This is a genomic window from Micromonospora sp. NPDC048842, assembly GCF_040649935.1.
GTDB classification, from domain to species: Bacteria; Actinomycetota; Actinomycetes; order Mycobacteriales; family Micromonosporaceae; genus Micromonospora; species Micromonospora hortensis.
The window spans coordinates 22,764-48,620 of sequence record NZ_JBEZGK010000015.1 but is presented as its reverse complement, the minus strand read 5'-3'; the positions used below and the strand labels follow the sequence as shown (position 1 = coordinate 48,620).

The following is a 25,857-nucleotide window of genomic DNA, read 5'->3' as shown; positions in this document are numbered from 1 at the left end:
CCGCTTCGCCGGGCCGGCCGCCGCGCCCCGCGTATCCCGAGGCACAGCAGACAACGGAGGACGCCGCGATGGCGGTCAGCAGCATCCCGGCCCGTTCCGAGGACCCGACGGCTCGCCCGACCCGAGCGCCGCGCCGGCCACGGGGTGAGGGCCAGTGGGCGCTCGGCCACCGCGAGCCGCTCAACCCCAACGAGCGGATCAAGAAGGACGACGACCCGCTCAACGTCCGGGCCCGCATCGAGACCATCTACGCGCACCGCGGCTTCGCCTCGATCGACCCACAGGATCTGCGGGGGCGGTTCCGCTGGTGGGGCCTCTACACCCAGCGCAAGGCGGGCATCGACGGCGGGCGTACCGCAGTGCTGGAGCCGCACGAGCTGGAGGACGAGTTCTTCATGCTCCGGGTCCGCATCGACGGCGGGCAGCTCAGCCTTGCCCAGCTGCGGGTGATCGCGGACATCTCCCGGGAGTTCGCGCGGGACACCGCCGACATCACCGACCGGCAGAACATCCAGTACCACTGGATCCGGGTCGAGGACATGCCGGAGATCTGGCGCCGGCTGGAGTCGGTCGGCCTTCAGACCACCGAGGCGTGCGGCGACTGCCCGCGGATCGTGCTGGGCAGCCCGGTCGCCGGGGTGGCCCGCGACGAACTGCTCGACCCGACACCGGCGATCGACGAGATCGTCTCCCGGTACGTCGGCGACAAGCAGTTCTCCAACCTGCCCCGCAAGTTCAAGACGTCGATCTCCTGGCTGGTGGACACCCCGTACGAGTCGAACGACATCGCATTGCTCGGTGTCGACCACCCGGAGCACGGGCCCGGCTTCGACGTGTGGGTCGGCGGGGGCCTCTCCACCAACCCGATGCTCGCGAAGCGGCTCGGCGTCTGGGTGCCGCTGGCCGAGGTGCCGGACGTGTGGGCCGGGGTGGTCGGGATCTTCCGCGACTACGGCTACCGCCGACTGCGCAACCGGGCCCGGTTGAAGTTCCTGGTGGCCGACTGGGGCGTGGAGCGCTTCCGCGAGGTCCTGGAGAAGGACTACCTCGGTCGTACGCTGCTCGACGGCCCGGCACCGGTCCTGCCGTCGAAGCCGGTCGACCACGTGGGCGTGCACGAGCAGGCCGACGGGCGGTACTACGTGGGCGCCGCTCCGGTGGTCGGGCGGGTCTCCGGCGCGCAGCTCAGCCAGTTGGCCGACGTGGTCGAGGCGCACGGCAGCGACCGGGTGCGGCTCACCCCGTACCAGAAGCTGCTGGTGCTCGACGTGCCGTCGGAGCGGACGGAGTCGCTGATCGACGCGCTGCGCGGGATCGGTCTGGAGGCCCGGCCGTCGGCCTGGCGGCGCGGCACGATGGCGTGCACCGGCATCGAGTACTGCAAGCTCGCCATCGTCGAGACGAAGGCCCGCGGCGAGGAGTTGGTGGCCCGGCTGGAGCAGCGGCTGCGCGACTTCGACGCGGACATCTCGATCCACATCAACGGCTGCCCGAACGCGTGCGCACGCACCCAGGTGGCCGACATCGGGCTCAAGGGTCAACTGGTGGTCGGCCCGGACGGCCGGCAGGTCGAGGGTTTCCAGGTGCACCTGGGCGGCGGGCTGGGCATGGCCCAGGGGCAGACCGCCGGTTTCGGCCGCAAGCTTCGCGGCCTGAAGACCACCGCCGACGAACTTCCGGAGTACGTGGAACGGCTGGCCCGTCGCTACCTGGCCGGTCGGAGCGAGGGCGAGACGTTCGCCAACTGGGTGATCAGAGTCGACGAGGAGGAACTGCGGTGAGCAGCGAGAACCGAGCGGCACCTCTGTACTGCCCGTACTGCGGCGAGGAGGACCTACGGCCGCACGAGGCGGGTCACGGCGCCTGGGAGTGCCACGCCTGCACCCGGGTCTTCTCGGTGAAGTTCACCGGGTTGCTGAGTCGGGCGGTGACCTCATGAGTCTCGTCTCGGCCGCGAGCCTGCGCCTGGTGGGCCCGGGCGGCTCGACGCCGGCCGACCCGGCCCGGCGCGACCCCGCCGAGCTGCGGGCCCTGGCCGAGCAGGCCGCTCGGGACCTGGAGGGCGCCCCGGCACTGGAGATCGCCCGCTGGGCGGCGCAGACCTTCGGTGACCGGTTCTGCGTCACCAGCTCGATGGCCGACGCCGTGCTGGCGCACCTGGTCTCCCGGGTGGCCCCCGGGGTGGACGTGGTCTTCCTCGACACCGGCCTGCACTTCCCGGAGACGCTGCGGGTACGCGACGAGGTCGCCCGGACGCTGCCGGTGAACGTCAGGTCGATCCGGCCCCGGCTCACAGTCGGCCAGCAGGACGGCCAGTACGGCCCTCGGCTGTTCAACAAGTCGCCGGACGACTGCTGCCAGTTGCGCAAGGTGGAGCCACTGGAGCGGGCGCTGACCGGGTACGACGCCTGGGCTGCCGGTCTGCGCCGGGACGAGTCGCCGAGCCGGGCCAACACACCTGTGGTCACCTTCGACGCGCGTCGGGGCAAGGTCAAGGTCAACCCGATCGCGGCCTGGTCGCAGAAGGATGTGGACTCCTACATCGCCCGCTTCAACGTGCCTGTCAACGAGCTGTTCAAGCAGGGTTACGGCTCGATCGGCTGCTGGCCGTGCACCCGCCGTACGAAGGCCGGCGAGGACGCGCGAGCCGGCCGGTGGGCCATGTTCGAGAAGACCGAGTGCGGGCTGCACGTCTGACCTCCCCGGCGGCGCCCCTGATCGGTCCCGGTGCGGCCGGCGGGGCGGACCCGGTGGTGCTTGTCGCGCACGGCAGCCGTGACCCACGAGCCGCCGATGCCACCCGGGCGCTGGCTCGGGCGGTGTCGGCGGCCCGGCCGGGCACACCGGTGTGGGCGAGTTGGCTGGACCACACCGCGCCGGGGCCGACCGAGGTGCTGCGCGACCTGGCCGTGGCCGGCCACCGCCGGGCTGTGCTGGTGCCTCTGCTGCTGACCGCCGCGTACCACAATCGGGTGGACATTCCGGCGGCGGTCGCCGCGGCGGCGCGGTCCGGGCCACCCCTGTCGGTACGGGTGACCGATGTGCTCGGGCCGGCGGGGGGCACACCCGACCCTGGACTGCTGGCCGGGCTGTGCCGACGGCTGGGCGAGACGCGTCCCGGTCGCTTCGACGCGTTGGTGCTGGCCGCGGCGGGCACTCGGGACGCGCGGGCGCGACGATCGGTGGGCCGGGTCGCCGACGCGCTCGGCGTGGAGTTCGGGGTGCCCTGCCGGGTGGCGTACGCCTCGGCGGCTCCACCGGCGGCCGGTGTGGCGGTGTCCCGGTTGCGGGCGGCCGGCGCGCGCCGGGTCGCGGTGTCCGCGTACTTCCTGGCGCCGGGGCTGTTCCACGACGCGGTGACCGAGGCGGCCGGGGTGGCGGGTGCGGTGGCGGTAGCCGCGCCGCTTACCGACGCACCGGAGCTGGTCGAGTTGGTGCTACGTCGGGTCGACGACCGGCCCGTGCTGGCGCCTACGGGCTGACCCGTGCCGGCACTGTCTGATCGGTGCCGTGACAGCAGAACGCCCCGGTGGGCGAACCCACCGGGGCGTACAGCTGTGTGTTGGGAATCAGGCGGAGTGAGCGCGCAACACCCGGAGACCGCCGCGCCGCTTGACGGCGCGCCGCTCCTCCTCGCTCATTCCGCCCCAGACGCCGGCGTCCTGACCTGACTCGAGTGCCCACTGCAGGCACTGGTCGGTCACGGAGCAGCGCCTGCAGACGGCCTTGGCCTGCTCGACCTGCAGGAGAGCCGGACCGGACGTCCCGATCGGGAAGAACAGCTCCGGGTCCTCGTCACGGCAGACACTATGGTGACGCCAGTCCATGGCGGCAACACTCCTCATTCTGGATGGGTGGCAACAATTGCTTGGTCGTGCTTTTCCTATATGCATCCGCGTGCCGATGGTGACAGTTAGCGTCCGTCCATTCGGCAGTGCGTGAGCAGGCAGTTAGCCCCGGGGGCCTGCTGGAACAGCTCAACCTGACGAGCGTATCCAGGCAATGTCCCGGTAACTCAAGTTCGCTTGTGAATACTTTCACGAACAAACGCGATGTCAAGGGTGACGCTCGGAAAAACTCCGGGCGGTGAGCAAGCCCACAACCCATTTGTCCGGGTTCCAGTGCTTTCCTGGTTACCCGCCGTGCCACAGTCGAGGATCAATATAGTACAGTCCGCGTGACATTGCTGACATTTCCGGCACCTGCCCCTCGGTGTGGCGGCGACCAAGTCGATCGGTTGTGGCCACCGTGTCGACCAAGGGCAGTACCCGAGACCTAGCAGATTACTCTCAGTGCGGCCGGAACGGAGGTGAATCTGACTTTCTCCCGCTCGCCGAGATAGTCCCCGTCCAGCTGGAACGCCTGCGGACGGCTGGAGACCAGCGTGAACTCCGCCGTGTCATGGAGTCGTAACACCTGTCGGCCACGTGGATCCGGTTGCCGGGACAGGAACTGCGTCACTGTCCGTGTTGTGCTAGCCACCCGGAGCTGACGCAACGCCAGCACATCCAGCCCGAGATCGAACGACGCCGCCGGGTTCGGGTTGACCTCCCGGTCGCCCAGGTACGTCCACGGCGCCGTGTTCTGGATGATGACGGTCGCCAGCTCGGCCTCCGCCGGCTCGCCGGGACGCTCCAGGACGATCGCCGGGTGCCGCCGGTCCGAGGCGAAGAAGTACTGATTCATGATCGAACGCAGATAGAGCGACGGTGTGGAGACCCGCCCCTTCCGCCGGGCCTGCTCCACCCGGTGGATCACAGCGGCGTCCAGGCCGAAGCCAGCGCAGAAGGTGAAGTAGCGGTCGTCGGCGAGGCCCAGCCCCACCGTCCGGCTCCGGCCCAGCCGCAGCCCTTCCAGGATCATGCTGGTCGCCTCCGGCCACTCCCGGGGCAGACCCACAGCGCGGGCGAACACGTTTGTCGAGCCACCGGGGACGGTCGCCAGCGCGGGCAGTCGCTCGGCCATCGGCGCGTCGTCGGCGCGAGTCGGCGGCTCGGCCGTCATCAGACCGTTCACCACCTCGTTCACAGTGCCATCGCCACCCAGGGTGACGACCAGGTCGACGCCCTCGGCGGCTGCCTCCCGGGCCAGCGCCACGGCGTGTCCACGCCGACGTGTGTAGCGCACGCTGAGATCGACTTCGCTGCGCAGCGCCCGGACGAGCACGTCCCGGCTGCGTTCGCTGGTGGTGGTGGCCTTCGGATTGACCACCAGGACGGCCCGCATGGGCGGCACTGTACCTTCCGGCAGCCCGGGTATCGTGGCGCGCGTGACCATCGACTCGGACCCGATCCCCGTCACGCTCCGCTGGGCGGTCCGGCTGCTGTGGGCGGAGGCGGCCGTCGTCGGGCTGATCGCCGTCTGGCTGGTCTGGGCCGACCTCACGGCTACCCGCACCGACCTGCTGGTGGCATTGCTGGTGACAGTGTTCGCCATCGGGGCGGCCGTCGTGCTCTGGGCCCTGGGCCGCGCGCTGCTGCGCCGTCAGGCGGGCGCACGAGCCCCCGCGATAGTGCTTCAGCTGATGCTGCTGCCGATCGGGTGGTTCATGATCCAGGCCGGCCTGGGCTGGCTGGGCGTGCCGCTGATGGCCCTCGGCCTGGGCGTGGCCTGGCTGCTGATCTGCCCACCGACGACCCGGGCCCTCGGCTTCGAGTGACCGCGCCGGTGCGTCGAACCGGTCAGTAGCCGCCGGAGCGGCGGGTGAGCAGCGCGATAGTGGCCCGATTGTCGGCGGAGGTGGCGGACGCCGAGGTGGTCAGTGCGGTGAGCACCTTCCAGGCGAAGGACGACTCGGCGGGCAGGGTGGCACCGCGCACGGTCGGCACCGTCACCTCGACGGTCAGCGCGTCCTCGGTGACCGCGAAGCGGCACTCCAACTCGGCGTCGCGGGTGGCGATGGCGAGCAGCATGGCGCACGCCTCGTCGACAGCGATCCGCAGATCCTCGATCTCGTCGAGCGCGAACTGCAACCGGGCCGCGAGACCGGCGGTGGCGGTGCGGAGCACGCCGAGGTAACCGCCGTCGGCAGGCACCGTGAGGTGCACCACGTCGTCGTCGGTCGCTGGCTGGCCAGTCAGTTGAGTCACGCCTCATCCCCCCGGTCGGGGACTCTACCCGGTCAGTCGCCCATACGCGTGCCGGCGGTGGTGGCGTGCTCGGCCAGCTCGCGGAGCGCGGCGCCGCTGAGTCGGTAGGGAACCCACTCGCTCATCTGTTCGGCACCGATCGAGGCGTAGAAGCCGGCGGCCGGATTCCAGTCGATCATCCACCACTCCAGCCGCTGGTAGCCGCGTCGCACGCAGATGTCGGCCAGCGCGGCGAGCAGCAGTCGACCGGCTCCGGTGCCCCGGACGGCCGGCCGGACGTAGAGGTCCTCCAGGTGGATGCCGTGCACGCCGGCCCAGGTGGAGAAGTTGAGGAACCACAGCGCGAAGCCGACCGGCTCGTCGTGCGCGTCCACAGCGACGTGACCGTAGAGCGCCGGAGCGGTCGTACGACCGCTCCAGCTTGGCGCGTCTGACGCCACGCCGCGACCTGGAGCAGTCGTAAAGAGCGCCGAGGTCAGCTGCTCGGTGGTGAGGTGGCACTGCTCCGGGGCGCGCTCGTACTCGGCCAACTCGTGCACCATGGCGACGACGGCCGGCACGTCCTCGGGACGTGCCGGCCGGATCGTCGGGATGACCGGGGAGGTCACGCCTTCTTGGTCTCCCAGAAGATCTTCGAGATCTCGTCGATCTTCGCGAGGAGCTTGTCGGCGGTGGCCGGGTCGAGGCTGCCCTTGACGCCACCGGCGCCGGCGAGCTTGGTGGCCTCGTTGAACAGGCTGTGCAGGTTCGGGTACTTCTCGAAGTGCGGCGGCTTGAAGTAGTCGGTCCACAGCACCCAGAGGTGGTGCTTGACCAGCTCGGCGCGCTGCTCCTTGATGATGATGGCGCGGGTACGGAACTCCGGGTCGGTGTTCGCCTGGTACTTCTCGCAGATCATTTTGACCGATTCGGCCTCGATCCGGGCCTGAGCCGGGTCGTAGACACCACACGGCAGGTCGCAGTGAGCGCTCGCGCTGACGCGGGGCGCAAGGATGCGCGGAAGTCGCATCGGGATCCTCCATGGGAAGTTTGCGATGATCAAAGGCGACATTACTCCTGGGAATGCTCCCCGAACGGGGTGGAGGTGAAACCAGTGGCCGCCGATCACCCGGCTGAGGTGCCCCGGTTGCGCAGGCCGCTGACCGCCGTTCTGGTGACCGGCCCGTCCATGGCCCCGACCCTGCGGCACGGCGACGCGGTGCTGGTTCGTCCCGGTGGTCGCCCGATCCGTGCCGGTGACGTGGTGGTCGCGGTCTTCCGGACCCGGCCCGATCTGCTGGTGGTGAAGCGTGCGGTCCGGCCGCAGGACGGCGGCTGGTGGCTGCGCGGCGACAACGACCTGATCACCGATGACTCCCGAGCGTACGGCGTGGCCGACGTACGAGGACGGGTGGTGGCCCGCTACTGGCCCCGCCCCGGACGGGTACCTCGACGTCAGTTATGACCCTGCTCACATCCGGGGGGTGGTGCCGACACTATGCTCGGAAAGTGCCCGGGTGACCCCCCGCACCGCGTGCCACAGCTCGCCGCCCACCTCGCGGCGGGGCCGGCCGCCTCACATCTGCTCGACAGATCCTGGAGTCACCACCATGTCTTCGTCCACCGTGGACCCCGCTGATCCCGTCTTCCTACTGCACCGGGGCGGCAAGATGGCCGTCACCTCGACAGTGCCCCTCACCAGCCGGGAGGACCTCTCCCTGGCGTACACCCCGGGGGTGGCCCGGGTGTGTGAGGCGATCGCCGCCGACCCCGCCCTGGTGGACGACTACACCTGGGTGTCGCACACGGTAGCGGTGGTCACCGACGGCTCGGCGGTGCTCGGGCTGGGCAACATCGGCCCCCGGGCCGCGCTGCCGGTGATGGAGGGCAAGGCGGTGCTGTTCAAGCAGTTCGCCGGGGTGGACGCGGTGCCTGTGTGCCTGGACACCCAGGACGTGGACGAGATCGTCGCGGTGGTGCGGGCGCTGGCGCCCTCGTTCGGTGGGATCAACCTGGAGGACATCAGCGCGCCGCGTTGCTTCGAGATCGAGCGTCGGCTCGACGAGGCACTGGACATCCCGGTCTTCCACGACGACCAGCACGGCACCGCCATCGTGGTGCTGGCCGCGCTGCGCAACGCCGCGATGTTGCTCGACCGCAAGCTCGGTGACCTGCGGGTGGCGGTGAGCGGCGCGGGCGCGGCCGGCGTGGCAGTGACGAAGATGCTGATCGCCGGGGGCGTCAACCCCGACCAGGTGGTGGTCTGCGACTCCAAGGGGATCATCGGCCGGCACCGCACCGAGCTGACCGGCACCAAGGCCGAGCTGGCGGCGAGCACCAACGCCGACGGCCGCCACGGCGACATCACCGAGGCGTTGCGCGACGCGGACGTGCTGGTCGGGGTCTCCGGCGGGCAGATCCCCGAGGCCGCGGTGGCCGGGATGGCGCCCGGCGGGATCGTGTTCGCGCTGGCGAACCCGACCCCCGAGGTGCACCCCGAGGTGGCCGCCCGGCACGTCGCTGTGGTCGCCACCGGGCGCAGCGACTACCCCAACCAGATCAACAACGTGTTGGCCTTCCCCGGTGTGTTCCGCGGCGCGCTGGATGCCGGCGCCACCCGGATCACCGAGGCGATGAAGGTCGCCGCCGCGGACGCCATCGCCGGTGTGGTGGCGGAGTCCCTGACCGCCGACGCGATCGTTCCGTCCCCGCTCGACCCGCGCGTCGCGCCGGCCGTGGCCGAGGCCGTCGCCGAAGCCGCCCGCCGCGACGGCGTCGCCCGCCGCTGAGCGCACGCGTGGGCCGGGGGCGCCCCGGCGCAGCATGCGCCGCTGGTGTGCGCGCACGCGTGGGCCGGGGGCGCTCCGGCGCAGCATGCGCCGCCGGCCTGCGCGCACGGCTTCTTAACGAGCGCTCAGCTTGTTACCGTGCCGATCATGCGTGCTGCCTTTGCCTCCCGTTTCGACGACGCCGATCCGCTCGCCGCGCTCACCGTCGGCGAGCGGCCCGAGCCGACCCCTCCGGCCGACGACTGGGTGACCGTGCAGTTGCGGGCCACCTCGCTCAACCACCACGACCTCTGGTCGCTGCGCGGGGTGGGTCTCACCGAGCCCCAGCTGCCGATGATCCTCGGCTGCGACGCGGTCGGGCTGGACCCGGAGGGGCGCCCGGTGGTCGTGTACCCGGTGGTCGTCACGCCTGGTGACCCGCGCGGGGTCTCCATCCTCTCCGAGCACTTTGCCGGGACGCTCGCCGAGCGGGTGGTCGTACCCCGATCGAATCTGATCCCGCTGCCCGACGGCATGGCGGCTACCGACGCGGCGTGCCTGCCCACGGCCTGGCTGACCGCGTGGCGGATGCTGACCACAAAGGGCCGCGTCGCGGACGCCGACAGCGTGCTGGTCCAGGGCGCGGGCGGCGGCGTGGCCACAGCGGCCGTCGCGCTCGCCGTCGCGATGGGCAAGCGGGTGTACGCGACCAGCCGCGACGCCGTCAAGCGGGACCGGATCTCGGCGCTCGGCGCCATCGCAGTGGAGCCCGGTGCCCGACTGCCGGAGCGGGTGGACGTGGTGATCGAGACGGTCGGCGCGGCGACCTTCGACCACTCGCTGAAGTCGGCCGCGCCGATGGCCCGGATCGTGGTCTCCGGCGCGACCGCCGGGCACGAGCCGTCGGTCAATCTGCGCCGGGTCTTCGCCATGCAGTTGGAGATCCTGGGCACCTCGATGGGCACGCCCGGCGAGCTGTACGAGCTGCTGGCGTTCTGCTCCGACAACGAGGTCCGCCCGGTGGTGGACAGCGTGATCCCGTTCAGCCGGGTCGAGGACGCCTTCGCCCGACTGCATTCCGGCGACGCCTTCGGCAAGGTCGTCATCGACCACACCGCCTGACGCGCACCGCATCGCTGCGGCAAGATCCGCACAACATCAGGTAAACTGCTGCCTCTCGCCGTGCCGAGGCAGCAACATCCCCGATGTTGCGCGGATCTTCGCTTGGTCGGCGGCGGGCCTCAGAGGTGGTCGTCGAAGGTGGCGATGTCCCCGCGCGTCGCGTCGGTGGGAATGCGCTTCTTGGCGTCCGCGTCGCCGTAGAGCGACCAGCGCAGGAACTCGACAGACGTGTCCGAGACGACCCGCAGCGTCGCGCCGTCGCTGAGCAGCGCCCGCCCGTGGTCGCCCTTGGGCAGGCTCAGCATCGCCTTCGGCCAGGGCACCTTGTCGTACGCGGCCCTGCCCGCCGCGTACTCGACCACCTCGTCCAACTCGCCGTGCACGAACAGTTGCGGTGCGGCCGCACCGGCGAACGCGGTGCCCACGCCGAGCGCCGTGCCCGCGAACACCACACCCGCGTCCAGCCGCTCGTCCCGGCTCGCGGTGAACAGGCCGATGGTGGTCACCCCGCCCGCGGAGTGCCCGGCGGCGGCCACCCGCTCGCCGTCCAACCGGCCGCGCAACGCGTCGCCGGCCTTGCCGTCCAACGCCAGCACCTGGTCCAACGCGTACGACACGTCGGCGGGTTGGTTGAGCACGTCGAGGACGTTGTTGTCAGCGCCCCGCGAGGTGTGCGGGAACGTCGGCGCGGCCACCACGAAACCCGCCGCCGCCCAGCGGGTCAGCAGCGTGGCGTAGTCGTCCGGTCGCCCACCCAGGCCGTGACTGAACATCACCACCGGGAACCGGCCCTGCGCCGCAGTCGCCGACCGCTTGGCCGCGCCGCCGGACTGCCCGGCCGCCGGGTACCAGAGCGTCGTCGGCAGCGCACGGCCGTCCCGGTTCAGCTTGAGCTGGCGTACGCCGACCGCGAAGGCGCGTTGCGGGGCCTTGCCGGCGGGGACCTGCGGTGTCGGCGTGGCGGCGGGCGGTGGTTCGACGGGCGCCTGCTGGCTCTCGGTCTTCCTGGCGTCCGCCGAGCAGCCGACCAGACCGGCCATGAGTACGGCGCTGGCCAGCAGGGCGGGGGTGACGCGACGTGGCATGAATCCGATTGTGCCTTGCCCGACGGACGTGCCCGGTGGACTTCGACGCGGTGTGCCCGTCGACTCACCTAGCGCTGCGCGGCCGGTGTCAGGCCGCAGCACGTTCGGCGAGCGGGCGTCGCCGCCGTGCGGTGTCGGTCAGCGCGCGCGGAGGGAAGGCGGCGTTGGGGTTGTACCGGTTCGTTCCGGGCGGAACGATCTCGTCGATCCGGTCGAGGGTCGCGTCGTCCAGGATGAGCGTGGCGCCCTTGAGCAGGTCTTCCAGTTGCGGCATGGTTCGCGGTCCGATGATCGCCGAGCTGACGGCCGGATGGGCCACTGTGAAGGCGATGGCGAGCTGCGGGAGCGTGCAACCGATGCTCGTGGCGAGGTCGACGAGCTGTTCCACGATGTCGAGCTTGGCGGCGTTCTCGGCGATCGTGGGGTCGAACTGTGCCGGCCGGAGCACGGCCCGCCCGGTCGACAGGTCGATCGGCTGGTCCCTGCGGTACTTGCCGCTGAGGAACCCGAAGGCGAGCGGGCTCCAGACCAGCACCCCCATGCCGTAGCGCTGGCAGACCGGGAGGGTCGACGCCTCGACGCCGCGGGCCAGGATCGAGTACGGCGGCTGCTCGGTGCGCAGGCGTCCGAGGCCACGACGCTCGGACACCTGGTGCGCCTCGACGATCTCCTCGGCCGGGAAGGTCGAGCAGCCGAAAGCGCGGATCTTCCCGTCGCGGACGAGGTCGGTGAGCACCGAAAGGGTCTCCTCGATGTCGGTCGAGGGGTCGGGACGGTGGATCTGGTAGAGGTCGATCCAGTCGGTGTTCAACCGCCGCAGGCTGCCCTCGACGGCCTTGAGGATCCACCGCCGCGAGTTGCCGCCCTGGTTGGGCCCCTCGCCCATCGGAAAGTGCACCTTGGTGGCCAGCACGACGTCGTCCCGGCGCCCCCGCAGCGCCTTGCCCACTATCTCCTCGGACTCGCCCCGGCCGTACATGTCGGCGGTGTCGACGACGTTGATGCCCTGGTCGAGAGCGGTGTGGATGATGCGGACACAGTCGTCGTAGTCGGGGTTGCCGACGGCGCCGAACATCATGGTCCCGAGGCAGTGGGTGCTGACCTCGATGCCGGTGCCGCCGAGCGTGCGATAGCGCATGTAAATGCTCCCTTGGGTGATTCACTAGCGATCACCGCGCACCCTAGGAGCTTGAGTCGGCTCTAGGTCAACCCCTCGTTACCCTGCTCGGCATGCCTGAGGTCACCGCGAGTCTGAGCATCGGACAGATCGCCGAACGCACCGGCTTGAGCGTGCACACCCTCCGCTTCTACGAGCAGGAGGGCCTCTTCGTCAGTCCCGTACGCCGGGGGCCGGGCGGGCGTCGCAGCTACACCCAGGACGACGTGGACTGGCTGACCGTCTGCATCATCCTCCGCGCCTCCGGCATGCCCCTGCCCGCGCTCCGCCGCTACACCGACCTCGTTCGGGAAGGCGCCGGCAACGAGGAGGAACGGCTCGCGCTCCTGCGCGAGCACCACTGTCGCGTCACCTCCCAGATCGACAGGCTCACCCAGAGCCTGGACCTGATCACCTTCAAGGTCGGGATTTACGAGGATCTGCTTGAGCAGGACCGGCGCGCAGCCGGGCCAGGTCGTCAGCGTCCTTCGGGCGGCGGGGACGTTCCGGCATCCAGACCGGGTACATCTGCTTGAACTCGATCTGGGCCGCCACCGAGATGGTCGGCGCGGTGAGCGGGCCGATCCGGCCGGGTGGGGCGTCCAGCATCCCGGCTGGCAGCGAGGTGCCGGCCCAGGACCCGGCACCCACCGTCGGTCGGCCGGCGGCATCACGACCCAGGTACGCGAAGCTGACCTCCACGTCGGCGGCGAACAGGTCGAGCTGCGACTCCACCGGCATCCGCGGATCGGGAAGCCAACCCCGGGCCAGCAACAGGGTGGCCAGCCGGTCGGCGTCGTCGCGCCAGCAGTACCAGTCGACGTCGACGTGCGGGCGGGTCACCGCGCCGAGCTGGAAGTCCATCGCCCAGCCGCCCCGCAGCCAGACCGGGATGCCGTCCGCCCCGGTCACCGCGATGACCTCGGCGATGCTCGCCAACTGCCGGCGCGCAAGCTCGTCCACCGGAAGACCGTACCGGTGTCGGTCGGGTCAGTGGGCCGGGCGGAATTCAGGGGGCGCGCCGAGCGCGGATCGAGGGTGAGCGTACGCACGCCGACGGCGTACGACCCCTCGGGCGCCCGACGCGCCGACACCGGCCCGGTGGCCCCGCCAGCCACGGCGGTGGCCGGCGCAGAACCGGCCAGCAGCGCTGGCACCAGTACGGCCAACAGCCGGCCCGCCCCCATCGTTCCACGGTAGGTGCCCGCGCGGGCGTAGCGGCCCCGCCGTCCGGCTCGGGTGCACCCGCCACCCGGTCGGGTCCCCTCCGCCGGCCGGGTCCACCAGTGGGACGCCGCGGGCCGGGGACGGTGCCGTGTGGCGAGCTTCGCTAGGGTCACCGACATGCCTGAGAACTACACGGACCCCAGCGGCAACACCGAGGCGTTCCGCGCCTTCAATCAGACGCCGGAGACTGCGGCGTCGACGGAGGCCCCGTCCCGCCTGCCGCTCATCATCGGTGCGGCAGTGGTCGTCGTGGTGCTGGTGGCACTCGTCGCCTGGCTGGCGACCGGCTGATCGAGTCGCCTGGCTGGCGACCGGCTGATCGAACGCGCACCCTCGGGCCTCCCGGGGGTGCGCGCCTCAGTGGCGTCAGGCCGCCCCGACCACGTCCCGGGTCTGCCGGGCGATTTCCCGCTCCTCGTCGGTGCGGATGACGCAGACGCTCACCTCGGCGCCGTCGGGCGAGATCAACCGGTCGCCCTCGCCGTCGTTGCGGGCGTCGTCCACTGTGATTCCGAGCCGGCCCAGGCCGGCCAGCGCGGCGGCCCGCACCGGCGCGGCGTGCTCGCCGACCCCGGCGGTGAAGGCGATCGCGTCGACCCGACCGAGCAGTGCGTAGTACGCCCCGACGTACTCGGTGATGCGCCGGCAGTACACGTCGAAGGCCAACGCCGCCGCCCGGTCACCGGCAGCCCGGCGTTCGAGCACCTCGCGCATGTCGTTGACTCCGGTCAGCCCGAGCAGGCCGCTGCGGTGGTTGAGCAGGTCGTCGATGTCGTCCACCGACAGCCCGCCCTCGCGGCGCAGGTGGAAGATCACGGTCGGGTCCACGTCGCCGCTGCGGGTGCCCATCACCAGCCCCTGCAACGGGGACATGCCCATCGAGGTGGCAACGCTACGACCGTTCGCCACCGCGCAGGCGCTGGCCCCGTTGCCCAGGTGCAGGGTGATCGTGTTGACCTGCTCGTACGGGCGGCCCAGCAGTTCGGCGGTGCGCCGGGACACGTACGCGTGCGAGGTGCCGTGGAAGCCGTACCGGCGGATGTCGTACCGCTCGGCGGTGTGCCGGTCGATCGCGTACGTCGCGGCGGCCTCCGGCAGGGTGTGGTGGAACGCGGTGTCGAAGACGGCGACCTGCGGGACGTCCGGCAGCGCCGCGCGGGCCACCTCGATGCCGGCCAGGTTGGCCGGGTTGTGCAGCGGGGCGAGCGGCACCAGATCCTTGATCGCGGCCAGCACCGCGTCGTCGACGAGCACCGGCGCGCTGAACGTCCGGCCGCCGTGCACCACCCGGTGTCCGACCGCCGTCAGCCCGGTCAGGTCCAGCCCGTCCAGGATCTGCCGGACCGCCTCGGCGTGGTCCGCCGGGCCGCCGCCGGGCTCACCGATCCGCTCGACGGTGCCGTGGTCGAGTGCCCGGTCACCGTCGTAGCGGCGCCACTTCACCGACGACGACCCGCAGTTGAGCACAAGCACCCGACTCACGACGCCTCCTCGGTGGCCGCCTGGATGGCGGTGATCGCCACGGTGTTGACGATGTCCGGCACCGTGGCGCCCCGCGACAGGTCGTTCACCGGCCGCCGCAGGCCCTGCATGACCGGGCCGACGGCGACCGCCCCGGCCGAGCGCTGCACCGCCTTGTACGTGTTGTTGCCGGTGTTCAGGTCCGGGAAGATGAAGACCGTTGCGTGCCCTGCCACGGGGCTGTCGGGCAGCTTCGTGGCCGCCACCGCCGGGTCGATCGCCGCGTCGTACTGGATGGGCCCCTCGACCAGCAGGTCGGGCCGGCGCTCCCGGACCAGCGCGGTGGCCGCGGCGACCTTCTCCACGTCGGCGCCCGCGCCGGAGCTGCCTGTCGAGTACGACAGCATGGCCACCCGGGGTTCGATGCCGAACCGGGCGGCGGTGTCGGCCGACGAGATCGCGATGTCGGCGAGCTGGGCCGCGTCCGGGTCGCGGTTGACAGCGCAGTCGCCGTAGACCAGCACCCGGTCGGCGAGCAGCATGAAGAAGACGCTGGAGGCCACCGAGACGTCCGGCAGCGTACGGATGATCTCGAACGCCGGCCGGATGGTCGCTGCGGTGGTGTGCGTGGCGCCGGAGACCATGCCGTCGGCGCGGCCGGTGGCCACCATCAGCGTGCCGAAGTAGTTGGGCTGCGCGACGATGTCGTGCGCCAACTCGGCGGTGACGCCCCGGTGGGCGCGCAGCCGGGCGTACTCGGCGGCGAAGTCGTCGCGCCACTCGCTGGCGCCCGGGTCGACCACCTGCACGTCGCCGAGGTCGATGCCCAGCTCCCGGGTACGTCGGGAGATGTCGTCCGGCCGGCCGAGCACGGTCAGCTCGGCCACTCCACGGCGAAGCAGGATCTCCGCCGCGCGCAGGATCCGCTCGTCGGTGCCCTCCGGCAACACCAGGTGCCGGGGCTTCGAGCGGGCTCTGTCGATCAGCTCGTTCTCGAACATCAGTGGGGTGACCCGCGCCGACCGGCTGACCCGCAGCCGACGAGCCAGGTCGTCGGTGTCCACACAGCGTTCGAACGCGCCGAGCGCGGCCTCCACCTTGCGGGGATTTGTCGCGCTGGGCCGGCCCTCGATGCGACTGGACGCGGCCACCGTGTCGTAGCTGTCGAGACGCACGGAGAGCACCGCCAACCCGGTGTTGAGCCCCTCCACCAGCCGCATGACCCTGGGGTCGGGCTGCTCGCCGAGGGTGAGTACCAGCCCGGCCACCGACACCTGCCCGGCCACGTGCGCGGCGCTCGCGGCGACGAGCAGGTCGGCCCGATCCCCGGGGGTGATCACCAGGGCGCCCTCGGTGAGGTGGCCCAACAGTGTCGGCACGTGCGCCGCGCCGACCACGAAATCCAGCACGTCGCGACCGAGCGCGGCGTCGTCCCCGGCCAGCAGGGTGGCGCCGAGCGCCGTCGCCACCTCGGCCACCGTCGGCGCGGACACGCTCGGCACCTCCGGGATGGCGTACGCGGGGACCGGCAGGTCGGGCAGCGTCATCGGCTCGGTCACCCGGTTGGCGATCACCGCGAGCACCGTCGCGCCGAGGTCGGCCAAGTCGTGGTACGCCCCCCGCATCGCCGACGCGACAGCCGCCGGCTCCTGCCCGAAGCCGTCCACCACCGGCACCACCACGCTGCCGAACTCGGTGGCCAGCCGGGCGTTGAAGGCAAGCTCCCGGGGGTGGGCCGGGTCGCCCGGCTCGTCGAAGTCACTGCCCACCACTACCACCGCCGGGCACTGCCGCTCCACCGCCCGGTAGCGCTCGACGATGGCGGAGATGAGCTGCTCCCGTCGACCGTCGGCGACCAGCGCCGAAGCCTCGGCGTAGCTCGCCCCGGCCAGCTCGGACAGCGGCACCTCGACCCGGTAGCGCTCGCTCAGCAGGGCGAGGATCGGGTCCTGGCCGGTGTCGGCCACCAACGGCCGGAACACGCCGATCCGCCCGACCTGGCGGGACAGCAACTCCGCCAACCCGAGGGCAATCGTCGACTTGCCCCCGCCGGACCCCACGCTGGTGAGGTAAACACTCCGAGCCACGTTCCCACCCCCTGCCCGTTGATCAAGAAGTTTGCGTCAGCTCCGGCCCCCATCGTGACCGAAACTTCTTGATCACCGGGTGGGGAACGGGGTTAGGGGTTAGGCGTCTTCGTCGTCGGGGTCGTCCAGGCGGGCCAGGTAGGTTGCCAGGCGCTCGATGGGGGTTTCGAAGTCGGGGTTGAGGTCGACGAAGTCGCGCAGACGCTCGCCGAGCCACTCCAGGGTCACCTGCTCTTCGCCCCGGCGCTCGACCAGCTCCTCGATGCCACGGTCGGTGAAGTACATGGGTACGTCCTTGTGCTCGGCCCGGTCCGGCTCGGGCGGCCGGGCGGGTGCTGGGTGGATGGTCAACCGGCCGGCGGGTGGGCGAGCCGGCGGACCTACGAGAGCCGGGGCAGGACCGTGGTGAAACGGCCCTGCCCCGGCTTCCGTGCTCAGGTCAGGTCACGGGCGGGGGAGAGCCGCCTCGATCAGCGCGTTCTGCTCGACCTCGTGGGTCTTGGCCGAGCCGACCGCCGGGGCGGCCGCGGCCGGACGGGAGATCCGCCGCAGCCGAACGTCAGTGAGGTGCTCCAGCAGGTTGAGCGCGACGAACGACCAGCCACCCTGGTTGGCCGGCTCCTCCTGCACCCAGGCGAAGTCCTCCGCGTTCGGGAACTGCGCGAGGGCGGCCCGGATCTCCTCCACCGGCAGCGGGTACAGCTGCTCCAACCGGAGGATCGCGGTGTCGGTGACGCCGCGCTCCTGCCGGGCCTGGAAGAGGTCGTAGTAGACCTTGCCGGAGCAGAGCAGCACCCGCTTCACGGCCTCCGGCGCCGGGGCGGCCGTGTCGCGCAGCACCGGCTGGAAGGTGCCGGTGGTGAAGTCCTCCACCGACGAGACGCAGAGCTTGTGCCGCAGCAGCGACTTCGGCGTGAACACCACCAGCGGCTTGCGCTTGGGCGACAGGGCCTGGCGGCGCAGCAGGTGGAAGTAGTTCGCCGGGGTCGTCGGGATGGACACCCGCATGTTGTCCTCGGCGCACATCTGCAGGAACCGCTCCGGCCGGCCGGAGGTGTGGTCCGGGCCCTGACCCTCGTGGCCGTGCGGCAGCAGCAGGGTGATGGCGGAGCGCTGGCCCCACTTCACCTCACCGGACGAGATGAACTCGTCGATCACCGACTGGGCGCCGTTGACGAAGTCGCCGAACTGGGCCTCCCAGGCGACGAGGGCGTTGATGTTCTCCACCGAGTAGCCGTACTCGAAGCCCATCGCCGCGTACTCGCTGAGCAGCGAGTCGTGCACGAAGAACCGGGAGCGGTCGCCGTCGCCGGTCAGCGACTTCAGCGGCAGGTAGTCGTCGCCGGTGCGGGAGTCGACGACGGAGGCGTGCCGCTGGACGAACGTGCCGCGACGAGAGTCCTGCCCGGCGAGCCGGACGGTGACCCCGTCGTGCAGCAGCGCCCCGAGCGCGATGATCTCGCCGAAGCCCCAGTCGATGTTGCCCTCGACCGACATCTTGGCCCGCCGGTCCAGTAGCTGCTGGATCCGCTTGTGCGGGGTGAAGCCCTCCGGCAGGTTGATGTGCGCCTCGCCGATGGCCTTGACCACCGACGCGTCGGTGGCGGTGTCGACCTGCGGCTCCGGCTCCTCCTCGCGGCGCGGCCGGTTGAGCTGGCGCGGCGCCGAGGCGGCGTCCCGGGTGGCCTTGAAGACCTTCTCCAGCTGCGCCTGGTAGTCGCGCAGCAGCTCCTCCGCGTCCTCCACGGTGATGTCACCGCGACCGATCAGCTCCTCGGTGTAGAGCTTGCGGACCGAGCGCTTCGAGTCGATGATCTTGTACATCTGGGGGTTGGACATCGACGGGTCGTCGCCCTCGTTGTGCCCGCGCCGGCGGTAGCAGACCATGTCGATCACGACGTCCTTGTTGAACGTCTGCCGGTATTCGAAGGCCAGCCGGGCCACCCGGACCACTGCCTCCGGGTCGTCGCCGTTGACGTGGAAGATCGGCGCCTGGATCATCCGGGCCACGTCGGTGCTGTAGAGGCTGGACCGGCTGTACTCCGGGGCGGTGGTGAAGCCGACCTGGTTGTTCACCACCACGTGCACGGTGCCGCCGGTGCGGTAGCCGCGCAGCTGGGACAGGTTGAGCGTCTCGGCGACCACGCCCTGCCCGGCGAAGGCGGCGTCACCGTGCACCGCCAGCGGCAGCACGGTGTAGCCCTCGAGCTTGAGGTCGATCCGGTCCTGCTTGGCCCGGACGATGCCCTCCAGCACCGGGTCGACGGCCTCCAGGTGCGACGGGTTGGCCACCACCGACACCTTGACCGCGTGCTCGCCGTCGGGGGTGGTGAACTTGCCGTTCTGACCCAGGTGGTACTTCACGTCGCCGGAGCCCTGCGTCGAGCGCGGGTCCAGGTGACCCTCGAACTCCGAGAAGATCTTCTCGTAGGGCTTGCCGACGATGTTGGCCAGCACGTTGAGCCGACCCCGGTGGGCCATGCCGATGACGACCTCGTCCAGCCCGTTCTCGGCGGAGGACTCCAGCACCTCGCCGAGCAGCGGGATCAACGACTCGCCACCCTCCAGCGAGAAGCGCTTCTGGCCGACGTACTTGGTCTGCAGGAAGGTCTCGAACGCCTCGGCGGCGTTGAGTCGGTTGAGCACGTGCTTCTGCTCGTCGGCGGACGGCTTCTCGTACTTGCGCTCGATCCGTTCCTGGACCCAGCGCCGCTCCTCCGGGTCCTGGATGTGCATGTACTCGATGCCGACCCGGCGGCAGTACGAGTCGCGCAGCACGCCGAGGATCTCGCGGAGCTTCATCCGCTGCCGGCCGGCGAAGCCGTTGACCGGGAACTCGCGGTCCAGGTCCCACAGGGTGAGCCCGTGCTGGAGGACGTCCAGGTCGGGGTGCTTGCGGATCTTGAATTCCAGTGGGTCGGTGTCGGCCATCAGGTGACCGCGCACCCGGTACGCGTGGATCAGCTCGTGCACCCGGGCGGTCTTGTTGATCTGACCCTCGGAGTTGACAGCGACGTCGCGCATCCAGCGCACCGGCTCGTACGGGATGCGCAGCGCGGTGAAGATCTGGTCGTAGAAACCGTGCTCGCCCAGGATCAGCTCGTGCATCACCTTGAGGAACTCGCCGGACTGCGCGCCCTGGATGATCCGGTGGTCGTACGTGCTGGTCAGCGTGATGATCTTGCTGACCGCCAGCTCGGCCAGGGTCGCCTCGGACATCCCCTGGTAGGGGGCCGGGTACTCCATCGCGCCGACGCCGATGATCGCGCTCTGCCCCTGCATGAGCCGCGGCATCGAGTGCACGGTGCCGATGCCGCCCGGGTTGGTCAGCGAGATCGTGGTGCCGGAGTAGTCCTCCATGGTCAGCTCGTTGCGCCGCGCCCGTCGGACCACGTCCTCGTACGCCTGCCAGAACTGCCGGAAGTCCATCTGCTCGCAGCCCTTGATGGAGGGGACCACCAGGTTGCGGCTGCCGTCCGGCTTGGCGAGGTCGATCGCGATGCCGAGGTTGACGTGTGCCGGGCGGAGCACCGCCGGCTTGCCGTTGGCCTCGGCGAAGGAGTTGTTCATCTCGGGGTGCTGGACCAGCGCGCGCACCATCGCGTAGCCGACCAGGTGGGTGAAGCTGACCTTGCCGCCCCGCCCACGGGCGAGGTGGTTGTTGATCACGATGCGGTTGTCCACCAGCAGCTTGGCCGGGACCGCGCGCACGCTGGTAGCGGTCGGCACGCTCAGCGAGGCGTCCATGTTCTGGACGATCTTCGCCGCGACGCCCCGCAACGGCGTGGTCTGCGGGCCGTCGGCGCTCGGCGCGGCGGCCTTGGCGGCCGGCTTGGCCGGCGCGGCCTTCTCCGGCGCGGCCTTCGGCGTGGCCGGAGCGGCGGTCTTGGCCGGCGCCGGCTGGGCGGCGGCCGGCTTGCTCGCGGTCGCCGGCTTGGCCGGGGCGCTCGGCTGGGCGACGGTGGCGGCTGCCTCCGGCTGACCGTCCGGCTCCGGGGCGGCGGCCGGCTTGTCCGATGATTCGGCGCCGCGCGGGGTGCCCGCTCCCGGTGCCGGTCGGTAGTCGGCGAAGAAGTCGTGCCAGGCCGAATCGACGCTCGATGGGTCGGCGAGGTAGCGCTGGTACATCTCCTCGACGATCCACTCATTCGGGCCGAAACCCGCCAGTGGGTTCTCCTGCGAAGTCTGCTGGGTCGACACGGCCGGTAATCGCCTCTTTCACGCGGGTTTGTGTGGCACGCGGTGGGTCCGTCGCGCCCGATTAGGAGCACGGACGGATGGCTCCCAGGCTACGCCGTACCGATCCCGCAGGCATTTCCGCCTCGGTCCCGTGGCCGGTTTCACAGAAGATGCCAGAAGTTCAGCAACGCCTGCGCGCACAGTGTCGAACTGGTAACACCCGGCCCTCGCGCGGCCGGTGACGTCGACCCCGGAGCGGCCAGCGTGTCGTTGCCGCTCCGGGGTCGCAGACGCCATCAGGCGATGTCGCGCCGCCGGGTCAGCAGGATTCCGGCGATTCCGCTGACCAGCGCGTAGCCGATCAGCACCAGGGCGCCGACCCACCAGGACGGTGTGAACTCCGAGGTGCCCTCCGTGATCATGACCTGGGATGCCACAGCGGGCCAGACCACCTGCCACTTGAGCACCGCCTGGCTGTCGAGCACGTTCGACAGGAGCAGGAACAGCAGACCCACCACCTGGGTGCCGATCAGATAGAGCACCGCCGCCGTGATCACCGCTCCGAGCTGGTTGGTGATCAGCGTGCCGATGCCCACCCCGAGGATCGTCCAGATGGCGTAGGCCAGCAGGTTGAACAGCAGCGCCCGCTGCACCGGCCACTCGCCGAGCTGAGTGCCGTAGTCGTTCGCGGACAGGAAGATCGCGCCGGCGGCCAGGTCGATGAGCGTGGTCGCCAGCCAGAACATGAAGCCGAGCAGGCTGGCGGCGACGAGCTTGCTGACGATGACCGACGTACGCCGGGGAGTCGTCAGGAACGTCGTGGTCGCGGTCTGGTGGAAGAACTCGTTGGTGACCATCAGGATGCCGATGAGCATCACGAACATCAGCCCGAGGTACTGCCCCGAGGTGTAGAGGTTCGCCGCCTGCGCCGGCGCGGTCGCCTGCTCGGCGCTGACGCCGATCTCTTCGGCGTCGCCGCCGAGCGTCGTGACCGCCAACCACGCGTTGATCGCGAACGCCAGGGCGATCGAGAGGAACGCCCCGAGGGCCAGCCACCACCAGGTGCTGGTGGTACGGATCTTGAGTAGCTCGGATCGGACCAGGTTCATCGGATGCCCGCCTTTCCGGCCGTCAGCTCCAGGAAGACCCGTTCCAGATCGGGCCGTTCGGTGGTCAGTTCGTGCAGCTCGACCCCGGCCGCGAGAGCGGACCGGCCGATCGTCGGGGCGTCCACCCCGCCGACCAGCAGCACACCCTGCTCGTCGGTCTCGATGGTCGCCGACTGCGCCTTGAGGGCGGCGGCCAACACCTCGGCCTGCGGGGTGCGGACACGGACCCGGGCGCTCTGGGCCATCGACCCGAGCACCTGGTCGACCGGACCCTGCCGGACCAACTGCCCGGCCGCGATGATCACCACATCGTCGGCGAGTAGCTGCATCTCCGACAGCAGGTGGCTGGAGACCAGGACCGTACGACCCTCGTGGGCGAGGTTCTTGAGGAACCCACGCATCCACCGGATGCCCTCCGGGTCCAGCCCGTTGGCCGGCTCGTCGAGGATCAGCACGCGGGGGTCACCGAGCATCGCGGCGGCGATGCCGAGCCGCTGCTTCATGCCCAGCGAGTAACCCTTGAACTTGCGCTTCGCCGCCGGGGTCAACCCGACCAGTGCCAACGCCTCGTCGGCCCGCTGCTTGGGCAGCCCTGCCGCCGCGCAGATGACCCGGAGGTGGTTGATGCCGGTGCGGCCCTTGTGCGCGCTGGACGCCTCCAGCACCGCGCCGACCTGCCGCAGCGGGGTGGCGAGGTCGGCGTAGCGGTGGCCGCTGATGGTGGCCGTGCCGGCGGTCGGCGTGACCAGATTCAGCAGCATGCGCAGCGTGGTGGTCTTGCCTGCGCCGTTCGGGCCGAGGAAGCCGGTCACCCGTCCCGGCGCCACGGTGAAGGACAGGTTGTTCACCGCCCGGACGTTCTTGTACTGCTTCGTCAGACCGGACACCACGATCTGACCGTCGCTGGTGGGGCTTCGCTGCCCGTCAGTCATCGTTCTCCTCCCGTGTGTGGCGTCGAGGTACGCCGTGGCACAGCGTGACGGTCCGTGGCAACAAGGTCAATCAGGCGCGGTCAGTACGTTTGCCTCCGTCGCGGGACGGAGGCGACTCATCCCTACGGACTACGGCATGGGTTCAGCGGGCGATCCAGGTTGCCCGCGCCGCGCCGAGCAGCGACCCGTCCGGGCCGTACAGGCTGGTGTGCACGAGCGCCTTGCGCCCATCGACGCGGAGCAACGCCCCGGTCACCACGCATTCGTCGCCCGGCTCGGGCAGCGTCGCGACCTCGGCGGCGATCCGGCCCAGCAGGTACGGGCGGCCCGGCGCGAGCACAGCCCAACCACCGGGGCAGTCCAGCGCGGCCCAGACCGTGGCAGCGCTGACCTGTGCGGGCGCGCGGAACGGCGCGGCGGTCCGGCCATCGGGAAGCCGGCCGGGGAAGATCCGCAGCCCGTCGGCCCGCTGGGGCCCGCAGACGTAACAGCTGGGAAACGGATGCTCGACCAGGCCGGGGTAGCGGGCCGCGGCAGCCACCGCCGTCTCCAGGTCGACACTGGGTACGACGGCATCGATCACCCCGGCCGGGCGCACCTCGGCCACCAGTTCGCCGGCCGGGTCCCGGACCTCGCCGTCGACCAGTGTCAGCTCGGTGTCCAGCGGTGGTGGCCGGCGCAGTGTCACCTCCACCGGCCCGCTGCCGTCCGCCCCGGCAGCGAAGATCCCCGCGCTCCAGCCGCCGTTGCCGGAACCGGTGGGCCCGTTGTAGCGGGTTTCGATGCGCATCGTCGACCTCCGGTGGTGCGTGTCGGCGCCGTCGCCGGCCTGGTCCGGCAGCCTCGCACGGTCTGCGCCGGGCGTCGCTAGCGGTCTCGCCTGCCGGCGTTCATCCGATCGACACCGGTGGTCCCCGTGGATGGCAACCCGGGCACCTACACAGATCCCATGGCCGTTCTGCATGCCGCTGGCGCACCCCTGAAGACCAGCGGATACACCCTGCTGATCGCCGACGACCCTACCCAGGTCGCGGCCGCGCAACGCCTGCGCCACGAGGTGTTCGCCACCGAGCTCGGCGCCACCCTCCTTCCCGGCGAGGCCGGATTGGACGTGGACCCCTTCGACGCGTACTGCGATCACCTGATCGTCCGCGAGGACAGCACCGGCGAGGTGGTCGGCACGTACCGGCTGCTGCCGCCGGGGCGTACGACCCGGCGCTACGCCGAGGACGAGTTCGACCTGAGGCCGCTCGACCCGCTCCGCGACGACCTGGTCGAGGCGGGTCGGTCCTGCGTGCACCCGGACCACCGCTCCGGCGCGGTGATCAACCTGATGTGGGCCGGCATCGTCCGGTACCTGCACCTGCGTGGCTCCCGTTGGCTCGGCGGCTGCGCGTCGGTGCCGGTGGCTGACGGCGGGCGGACGGTGGCCGAGGTGTGGACCCAGGCCCGGGCCCGGCACCTGCCGCCGCCGCCGCTGCGGGTCCGCCCGTTGCGGCCCTGGTTCACCGAGGCGGCTGCCGCCGGCCCGGTCGCCGCCGCCGCGACCGGGCGGGTGGCGGTTCCGCCGCTGTTGCGCGGCTATCTCCGGCTCGGCGCGTGGATCTGCGGCGAGCCGTCGTACGACAGCGACTTCGGGTGCGCGGACTTCTACGTCCTCTTTTCCCTGGACCGGATGAACCCGCGCTACCTGCGGCACTTCCTCGGCGGTGAGCAGCGGTGACCGCCGTGCCGCGCGACCTGTGGCGGCCCTCCTCGGGCTGCGGCGACGACTGCCTGCCAGCGGCCGGCGAGGTGCCCACGGTGCCGGTGGCCCGCCGGGTGCTTCGGCTGGTCGCCGCGCTCGGCATGCTGCTGGCCGGGATCCCGGTGGTGGCGCTGCTGCCAGTGCTCCCCACTCGGGAACGGCAGGCGCTGCTCAGCGGCTGGGCCCGGGCCACCGCGCGCGCCTTCGGCGTCCGCCTCGTGGTCCGGGGTCGGTTGCCCCGGCGGCGCGCGCTGCTGGTCGCGAACCATGTCTCCTGGCTGGACATCCTCGCGGTGCTGGCGGTCGCGCCCACCCGGATGGTGGCGAAACGGGAGATCCGTTCCTGGCCGGTGGTCGGTCTGCTGGCAGCGGCGGCGGGCACTGTCTTCGTGGACCGCGCCCGGCCGCTGGCCCTGCCGAGGACCGTCGCCCGGGTCGCCGACGCGCTGCGCGCCGGGCGGTCGGTGGCGGTCTTTCCGGAGGGTACGACGTGGTGTGCCGGGAACGGTTCCACCGACTGCCGCCCCGGCGGTGGGTTCCGGCCCGCGACGTTCCAGGCGGCCATCGACACGGGCAGCCCGGTGGTCCCGTTGCGGCTCGGCTATCGCTGTGCGGCCACCGGGTCGACCACCACGGTCGCCGCCTTCCTCGGTGCGGACACCCTGCTGCGTTCGGTGGCACGGGTGGTCGCGGCGCGGGAGCTGGTGGTCTCGGTGACGATCGCCGCCGCGCTGCACCCGGCCCGTGACGCCGACCGGCGGTTGCTGGCTCGGGCCGCCGAGTCGGCCGTACACCTGGTGCCGACGGCGGGTGCCGTGGCGCGGGCCCGGCTGCGGCCGGTGCCGACGGTGACCCCGGCCGTTCCCGCGCGGGCTCCGCTTGCTGATCGGGAGCTCGACCTGGCGGCCTGAGGGAA

27 protein-coding genes are annotated in these 25,857 nt (G+C 71.1%); 12 read left to right on the top strand and 15 right to left on the bottom strand.

The genetic code is table 11. The features are described from left to right. Positions 1-68 precede the first annotated feature (68 nt). From AB0C19_RS21390 to AB0C19_RS21375, 4 genes are read left to right on the top strand one after another with little or no spacing between them, the layout of a single operon-like run. Complete coding sequence (locus AB0C19_RS21390; RefSeq protein ID WP_357187925.1) at positions 69-1,781, top strand: nitrite/sulfite reductase; 1,713 nt, start codon at positions 69-71, stop codon at positions 1,779-1,781. Next, positions 1,778-1,939 (top strand): hypothetical protein, encoded by a 162-nt coding sequence (locus AB0C19_RS21385; protein WP_165435836.1) that lies wholly within the window; start codon positions 1,778-1,780, stop codon positions 1,937-1,939. Before AB0C19_RS21390 ends, AB0C19_RS21385 begins: the two co-directional genes overlap by 4 nt. Further along, entirely contained in the window at positions 1,936-2,697 is a 762-nt protein-coding gene (locus AB0C19_RS21380; RefSeq protein ID WP_357187923.1) for a phosphoadenylyl-sulfate reductase, read from the top strand. The genes AB0C19_RS21385 and AB0C19_RS21380 overlap by 4 nt, the downstream gene beginning before the upstream one ends. Then, positions 2,694-3,482, top strand: a complete 789-nt coding sequence (locus tag AB0C19_RS21375; protein WP_357188070.1) for a CbiX/SirB N-terminal domain-containing protein — start codon at positions 2,694-2,696, stop codon at positions 3,480-3,482. The genes AB0C19_RS21380 and AB0C19_RS21375 overlap by 4 nt, the downstream gene beginning before the upstream one ends. 87 nt (positions 3,483-3,569) lie before the next feature. Here AB0C19_RS21375 and AB0C19_RS21370 read toward each other — a convergent pair whose 3' ends face one another. Both AB0C19_RS21370 and AB0C19_RS21365 read right to left on the bottom strand, forming a co-directional pair. Beyond that, the gene (locus tag AB0C19_RS21370; protein WP_088950012.1) at positions 3,570-3,827 is read right to left on the bottom strand and encodes a WhiB family transcriptional regulator; all 258 of its coding nucleotides are present in this window, start codon (positions 3,825-3,827) and stop codon (positions 3,570-3,572) included. Between the two features lie 448 nt (positions 3,828-4,275). Further along, positions 4,276-5,226: a diacylglycerol kinase family protein gene (locus tag AB0C19_RS21365; RefSeq protein ID WP_357187922.1), complete on the bottom strand. Its 951-nt coding sequence runs from the start codon at positions 5,224-5,226 to the stop codon at positions 4,276-4,278. A gap of 43 nt (positions 5,227-5,269) precedes the next feature. On the opposite strand from AB0C19_RS21365, the gene AB0C19_RS21360 reads away from it, so the two are divergent. Beyond that, positions 5,270-5,659 (top strand): hypothetical protein, encoded by a 390-nt coding sequence (locus tag AB0C19_RS21360; protein WP_357187920.1) that lies wholly within the window; start codon positions 5,270-5,272, stop codon positions 5,657-5,659. Between the two features lie 22 nt (positions 5,660-5,681). Here the strand turns inward: AB0C19_RS21360 and AB0C19_RS21355 are convergent, their stop codons facing one another. Genes AB0C19_RS21355 through sodN form a run of 3 tightly spaced genes read right to left on the bottom strand, consistent with a single transcriptional unit; the run spans position 5,682 to position 7,098 of the window. Then, positions 5,682-6,089, bottom strand: a complete 408-nt coding sequence (locus tag AB0C19_RS21355; RefSeq protein WP_357187918.1) for an ATP-binding protein — start codon at positions 6,087-6,089, stop codon at positions 5,682-5,684. 32 nt (positions 6,090-6,121) lie between these two features. After that, positions 6,122-6,697, bottom strand: a complete 576-nt coding sequence (locus tag AB0C19_RS21350) for a GNAT family N-acetyltransferase (protein ID WP_357187916.1) — start codon at positions 6,695-6,697, stop codon at positions 6,122-6,124. Further along, positions 6,694-7,098: a superoxide dismutase, Ni gene (gene sodN, locus AB0C19_RS21345; protein WP_357187914.1), complete on the bottom strand. Its 405-nt coding sequence runs from the start codon at positions 7,096-7,098 to the stop codon at positions 6,694-6,696. Before sodN ends, AB0C19_RS21350 begins: the two co-directional genes overlap by 4 nt. Before the next feature lie 84 nt (positions 7,099-7,182). On the opposite strand from sodN, the gene AB0C19_RS21340 reads away from it, so the two are divergent. The 3 genes from AB0C19_RS21340 (at position 7,183) to AB0C19_RS21330 (ending at position 9,958) form a co-directional block, all read left to right on the top strand. Beyond that, positions 7,183-7,533, top strand: coding sequence for a S24/S26 family peptidase (locus tag AB0C19_RS21340; protein ID WP_220090464.1), 351 nt, complete (start codon positions 7,183-7,185; stop codon positions 7,531-7,533). 145 nt (positions 7,534-7,678) lie between these two features. Next, positions 7,679-8,857, top strand: a complete 1,179-nt coding sequence (locus tag AB0C19_RS21335; RefSeq protein ID WP_238688479.1) for an NADP-dependent malic enzyme — start codon at positions 7,679-7,681, stop codon at positions 8,855-8,857. A 138-nt stretch (positions 8,858-8,995) separates the two neighbouring features. Continuing rightward, a complete protein-coding gene (locus AB0C19_RS21330) occupies positions 8,996-9,958 on the top strand; it encodes a zinc-binding dehydrogenase (protein ID WP_357187911.1) in 963 nt (320 codons plus the stop codon). A 119-nt stretch (positions 9,959-10,077) separates the two neighbouring features. Here AB0C19_RS21330 and AB0C19_RS21325 read toward each other — a convergent pair whose 3' ends face one another. Then, on the bottom strand, positions 10,078-11,043 hold the full coding sequence (locus AB0C19_RS21325; RefSeq protein WP_357187909.1) for a chlorophyllase: 966 nt from the start codon (positions 11,041-11,043) through the stop codon (positions 10,078-10,080). An 88-nt stretch (positions 11,044-11,131) separates the two neighbouring features. After that, the gene (locus AB0C19_RS21320) at positions 11,132-12,181 is read right to left on the bottom strand and encodes an aldo/keto reductase (protein ID WP_357187907.1); all 1,050 of its coding nucleotides are present in this window, start codon (positions 12,179-12,181) and stop codon (positions 11,132-11,134) included. 92 nt (positions 12,182-12,273) lie between these two features. Here AB0C19_RS21320 and AB0C19_RS21315 point away from each other — a divergent pair, with 92 nt between their 5' ends. Beyond that, positions 12,274-12,735, top strand: coding sequence for a MerR family transcriptional regulator (locus AB0C19_RS21315; protein ID WP_357187905.1), 462 nt, complete (start codon positions 12,274-12,276; stop codon positions 12,733-12,735). On the opposite strand, the gene AB0C19_RS21310 is transcribed toward AB0C19_RS21315, so the two are convergent. Then, on the bottom strand, positions 12,617-13,162 hold the full coding sequence (locus tag AB0C19_RS21310) for an aminoglycoside adenylyltransferase (RefSeq protein WP_357187903.1): 546 nt from the start codon (positions 13,160-13,162) through the stop codon (positions 12,617-12,619). The two genes, AB0C19_RS21315 and AB0C19_RS21310, sit on opposite strands and share 119 nt — an antisense overlap. A gap of 381 nt (positions 13,163-13,543) precedes the next feature. Here AB0C19_RS21310 and AB0C19_RS21305 point away from each other — a divergent pair, with 381 nt between their 5' ends. Further along, positions 13,544-13,717: a hypothetical protein gene (locus AB0C19_RS21305; protein ID WP_210784597.1), complete on the top strand. Its 174-nt coding sequence runs from the start codon at positions 13,544-13,546 to the stop codon at positions 13,715-13,717. Between the two features lie 75 nt (positions 13,718-13,792). On the opposite strand, the gene AB0C19_RS21300 is transcribed toward AB0C19_RS21305, so the two are convergent. The 7 genes from AB0C19_RS21300 to AB0C19_RS21270 all read right to left on the bottom strand — a co-directional run bounded on the left by AB0C19_RS21300 (position 13,793) and on the right by AB0C19_RS21270 (position 23,984). Then, positions 13,793-14,908 carry an acetate kinase gene (locus AB0C19_RS21300; protein ID WP_357187902.1) on the bottom strand — a complete coding sequence of 372 codons (1,116 nt, stop codon included), beginning with the start codon at positions 14,906-14,908 and terminating at the stop codon, positions 13,793-13,795. Further along, on the bottom strand, positions 14,905-16,974 hold the full coding sequence (gene pta, locus AB0C19_RS21295; protein ID WP_357187900.1) for a phosphate acetyltransferase: 2,070 nt from the start codon (positions 16,972-16,974) through the stop codon (positions 14,905-14,907). Before pta ends, AB0C19_RS21300 begins: the two co-directional genes overlap by 4 nt. A gap of 99 nt (positions 16,975-17,073) precedes the next feature. Then, positions 17,074-17,259 carry a DUF6104 family protein gene (locus AB0C19_RS21290; protein ID WP_030490374.1) on the bottom strand — a complete coding sequence of 62 codons (186 nt, stop codon included), beginning with the start codon at positions 17,257-17,259 and terminating at the stop codon, positions 17,074-17,076. Positions 17,260-17,418: 159 nt separating this feature from the next. Continuing rightward, positions 17,419-21,174: a multifunctional oxoglutarate decarboxylase/oxoglutarate dehydrogenase thiamine pyrophosphate-binding subunit/dihydrolipoyllysine-residue succinyltransferase subunit gene (locus tag AB0C19_RS21285; protein ID WP_357187898.1), complete on the bottom strand. Its 3,756-nt coding sequence runs from the start codon at positions 21,172-21,174 to the stop codon at positions 17,419-17,421. Positions 21,175-21,449: 275 nt separating this feature from the next. Beyond that, complete coding sequence (locus AB0C19_RS21280; protein ID WP_145789317.1) at positions 21,450-22,262, bottom strand: ABC transporter permease; 813 nt, start codon at positions 22,260-22,262, stop codon at positions 21,450-21,452. Continuing rightward, complete coding sequence (locus AB0C19_RS21275) at positions 22,259-23,194, bottom strand: ATP-binding cassette domain-containing protein (RefSeq protein WP_357187896.1); 936 nt, start codon at positions 23,192-23,194, stop codon at positions 22,259-22,261. Before AB0C19_RS21275 ends, AB0C19_RS21280 begins: the two co-directional genes overlap by 4 nt. A 142-nt stretch (positions 23,195-23,336) precedes the next feature. Then, complete coding sequence (locus AB0C19_RS21270) at positions 23,337-23,984, bottom strand: hypothetical protein (protein ID WP_357187894.1); 648 nt, start codon at positions 23,982-23,984, stop codon at positions 23,337-23,339. A 159-nt stretch (positions 23,985-24,143) separates the two neighbouring features. Here AB0C19_RS21270 and AB0C19_RS21265 point away from each other — a divergent pair, with 159 nt between their 5' ends. Both AB0C19_RS21265 and AB0C19_RS21260 read left to right on the top strand, forming a co-directional pair. Further along, on the top strand, positions 24,144-24,917 hold the full coding sequence (locus tag AB0C19_RS21265; protein WP_357187892.1) for a GNAT family N-acyltransferase: 774 nt from the start codon (positions 24,144-24,146) through the stop codon (positions 24,915-24,917). Next, positions 24,914-25,852 (top strand): lysophospholipid acyltransferase family protein, encoded by a 939-nt coding sequence (locus AB0C19_RS21260; protein ID WP_357187890.1) that lies wholly within the window; start codon positions 24,914-24,916, stop codon positions 25,850-25,852. The genes AB0C19_RS21265 and AB0C19_RS21260 overlap by 4 nt, the downstream gene beginning before the upstream one ends. Positions 25,853-25,857 lie beyond the last annotated feature (5 nt).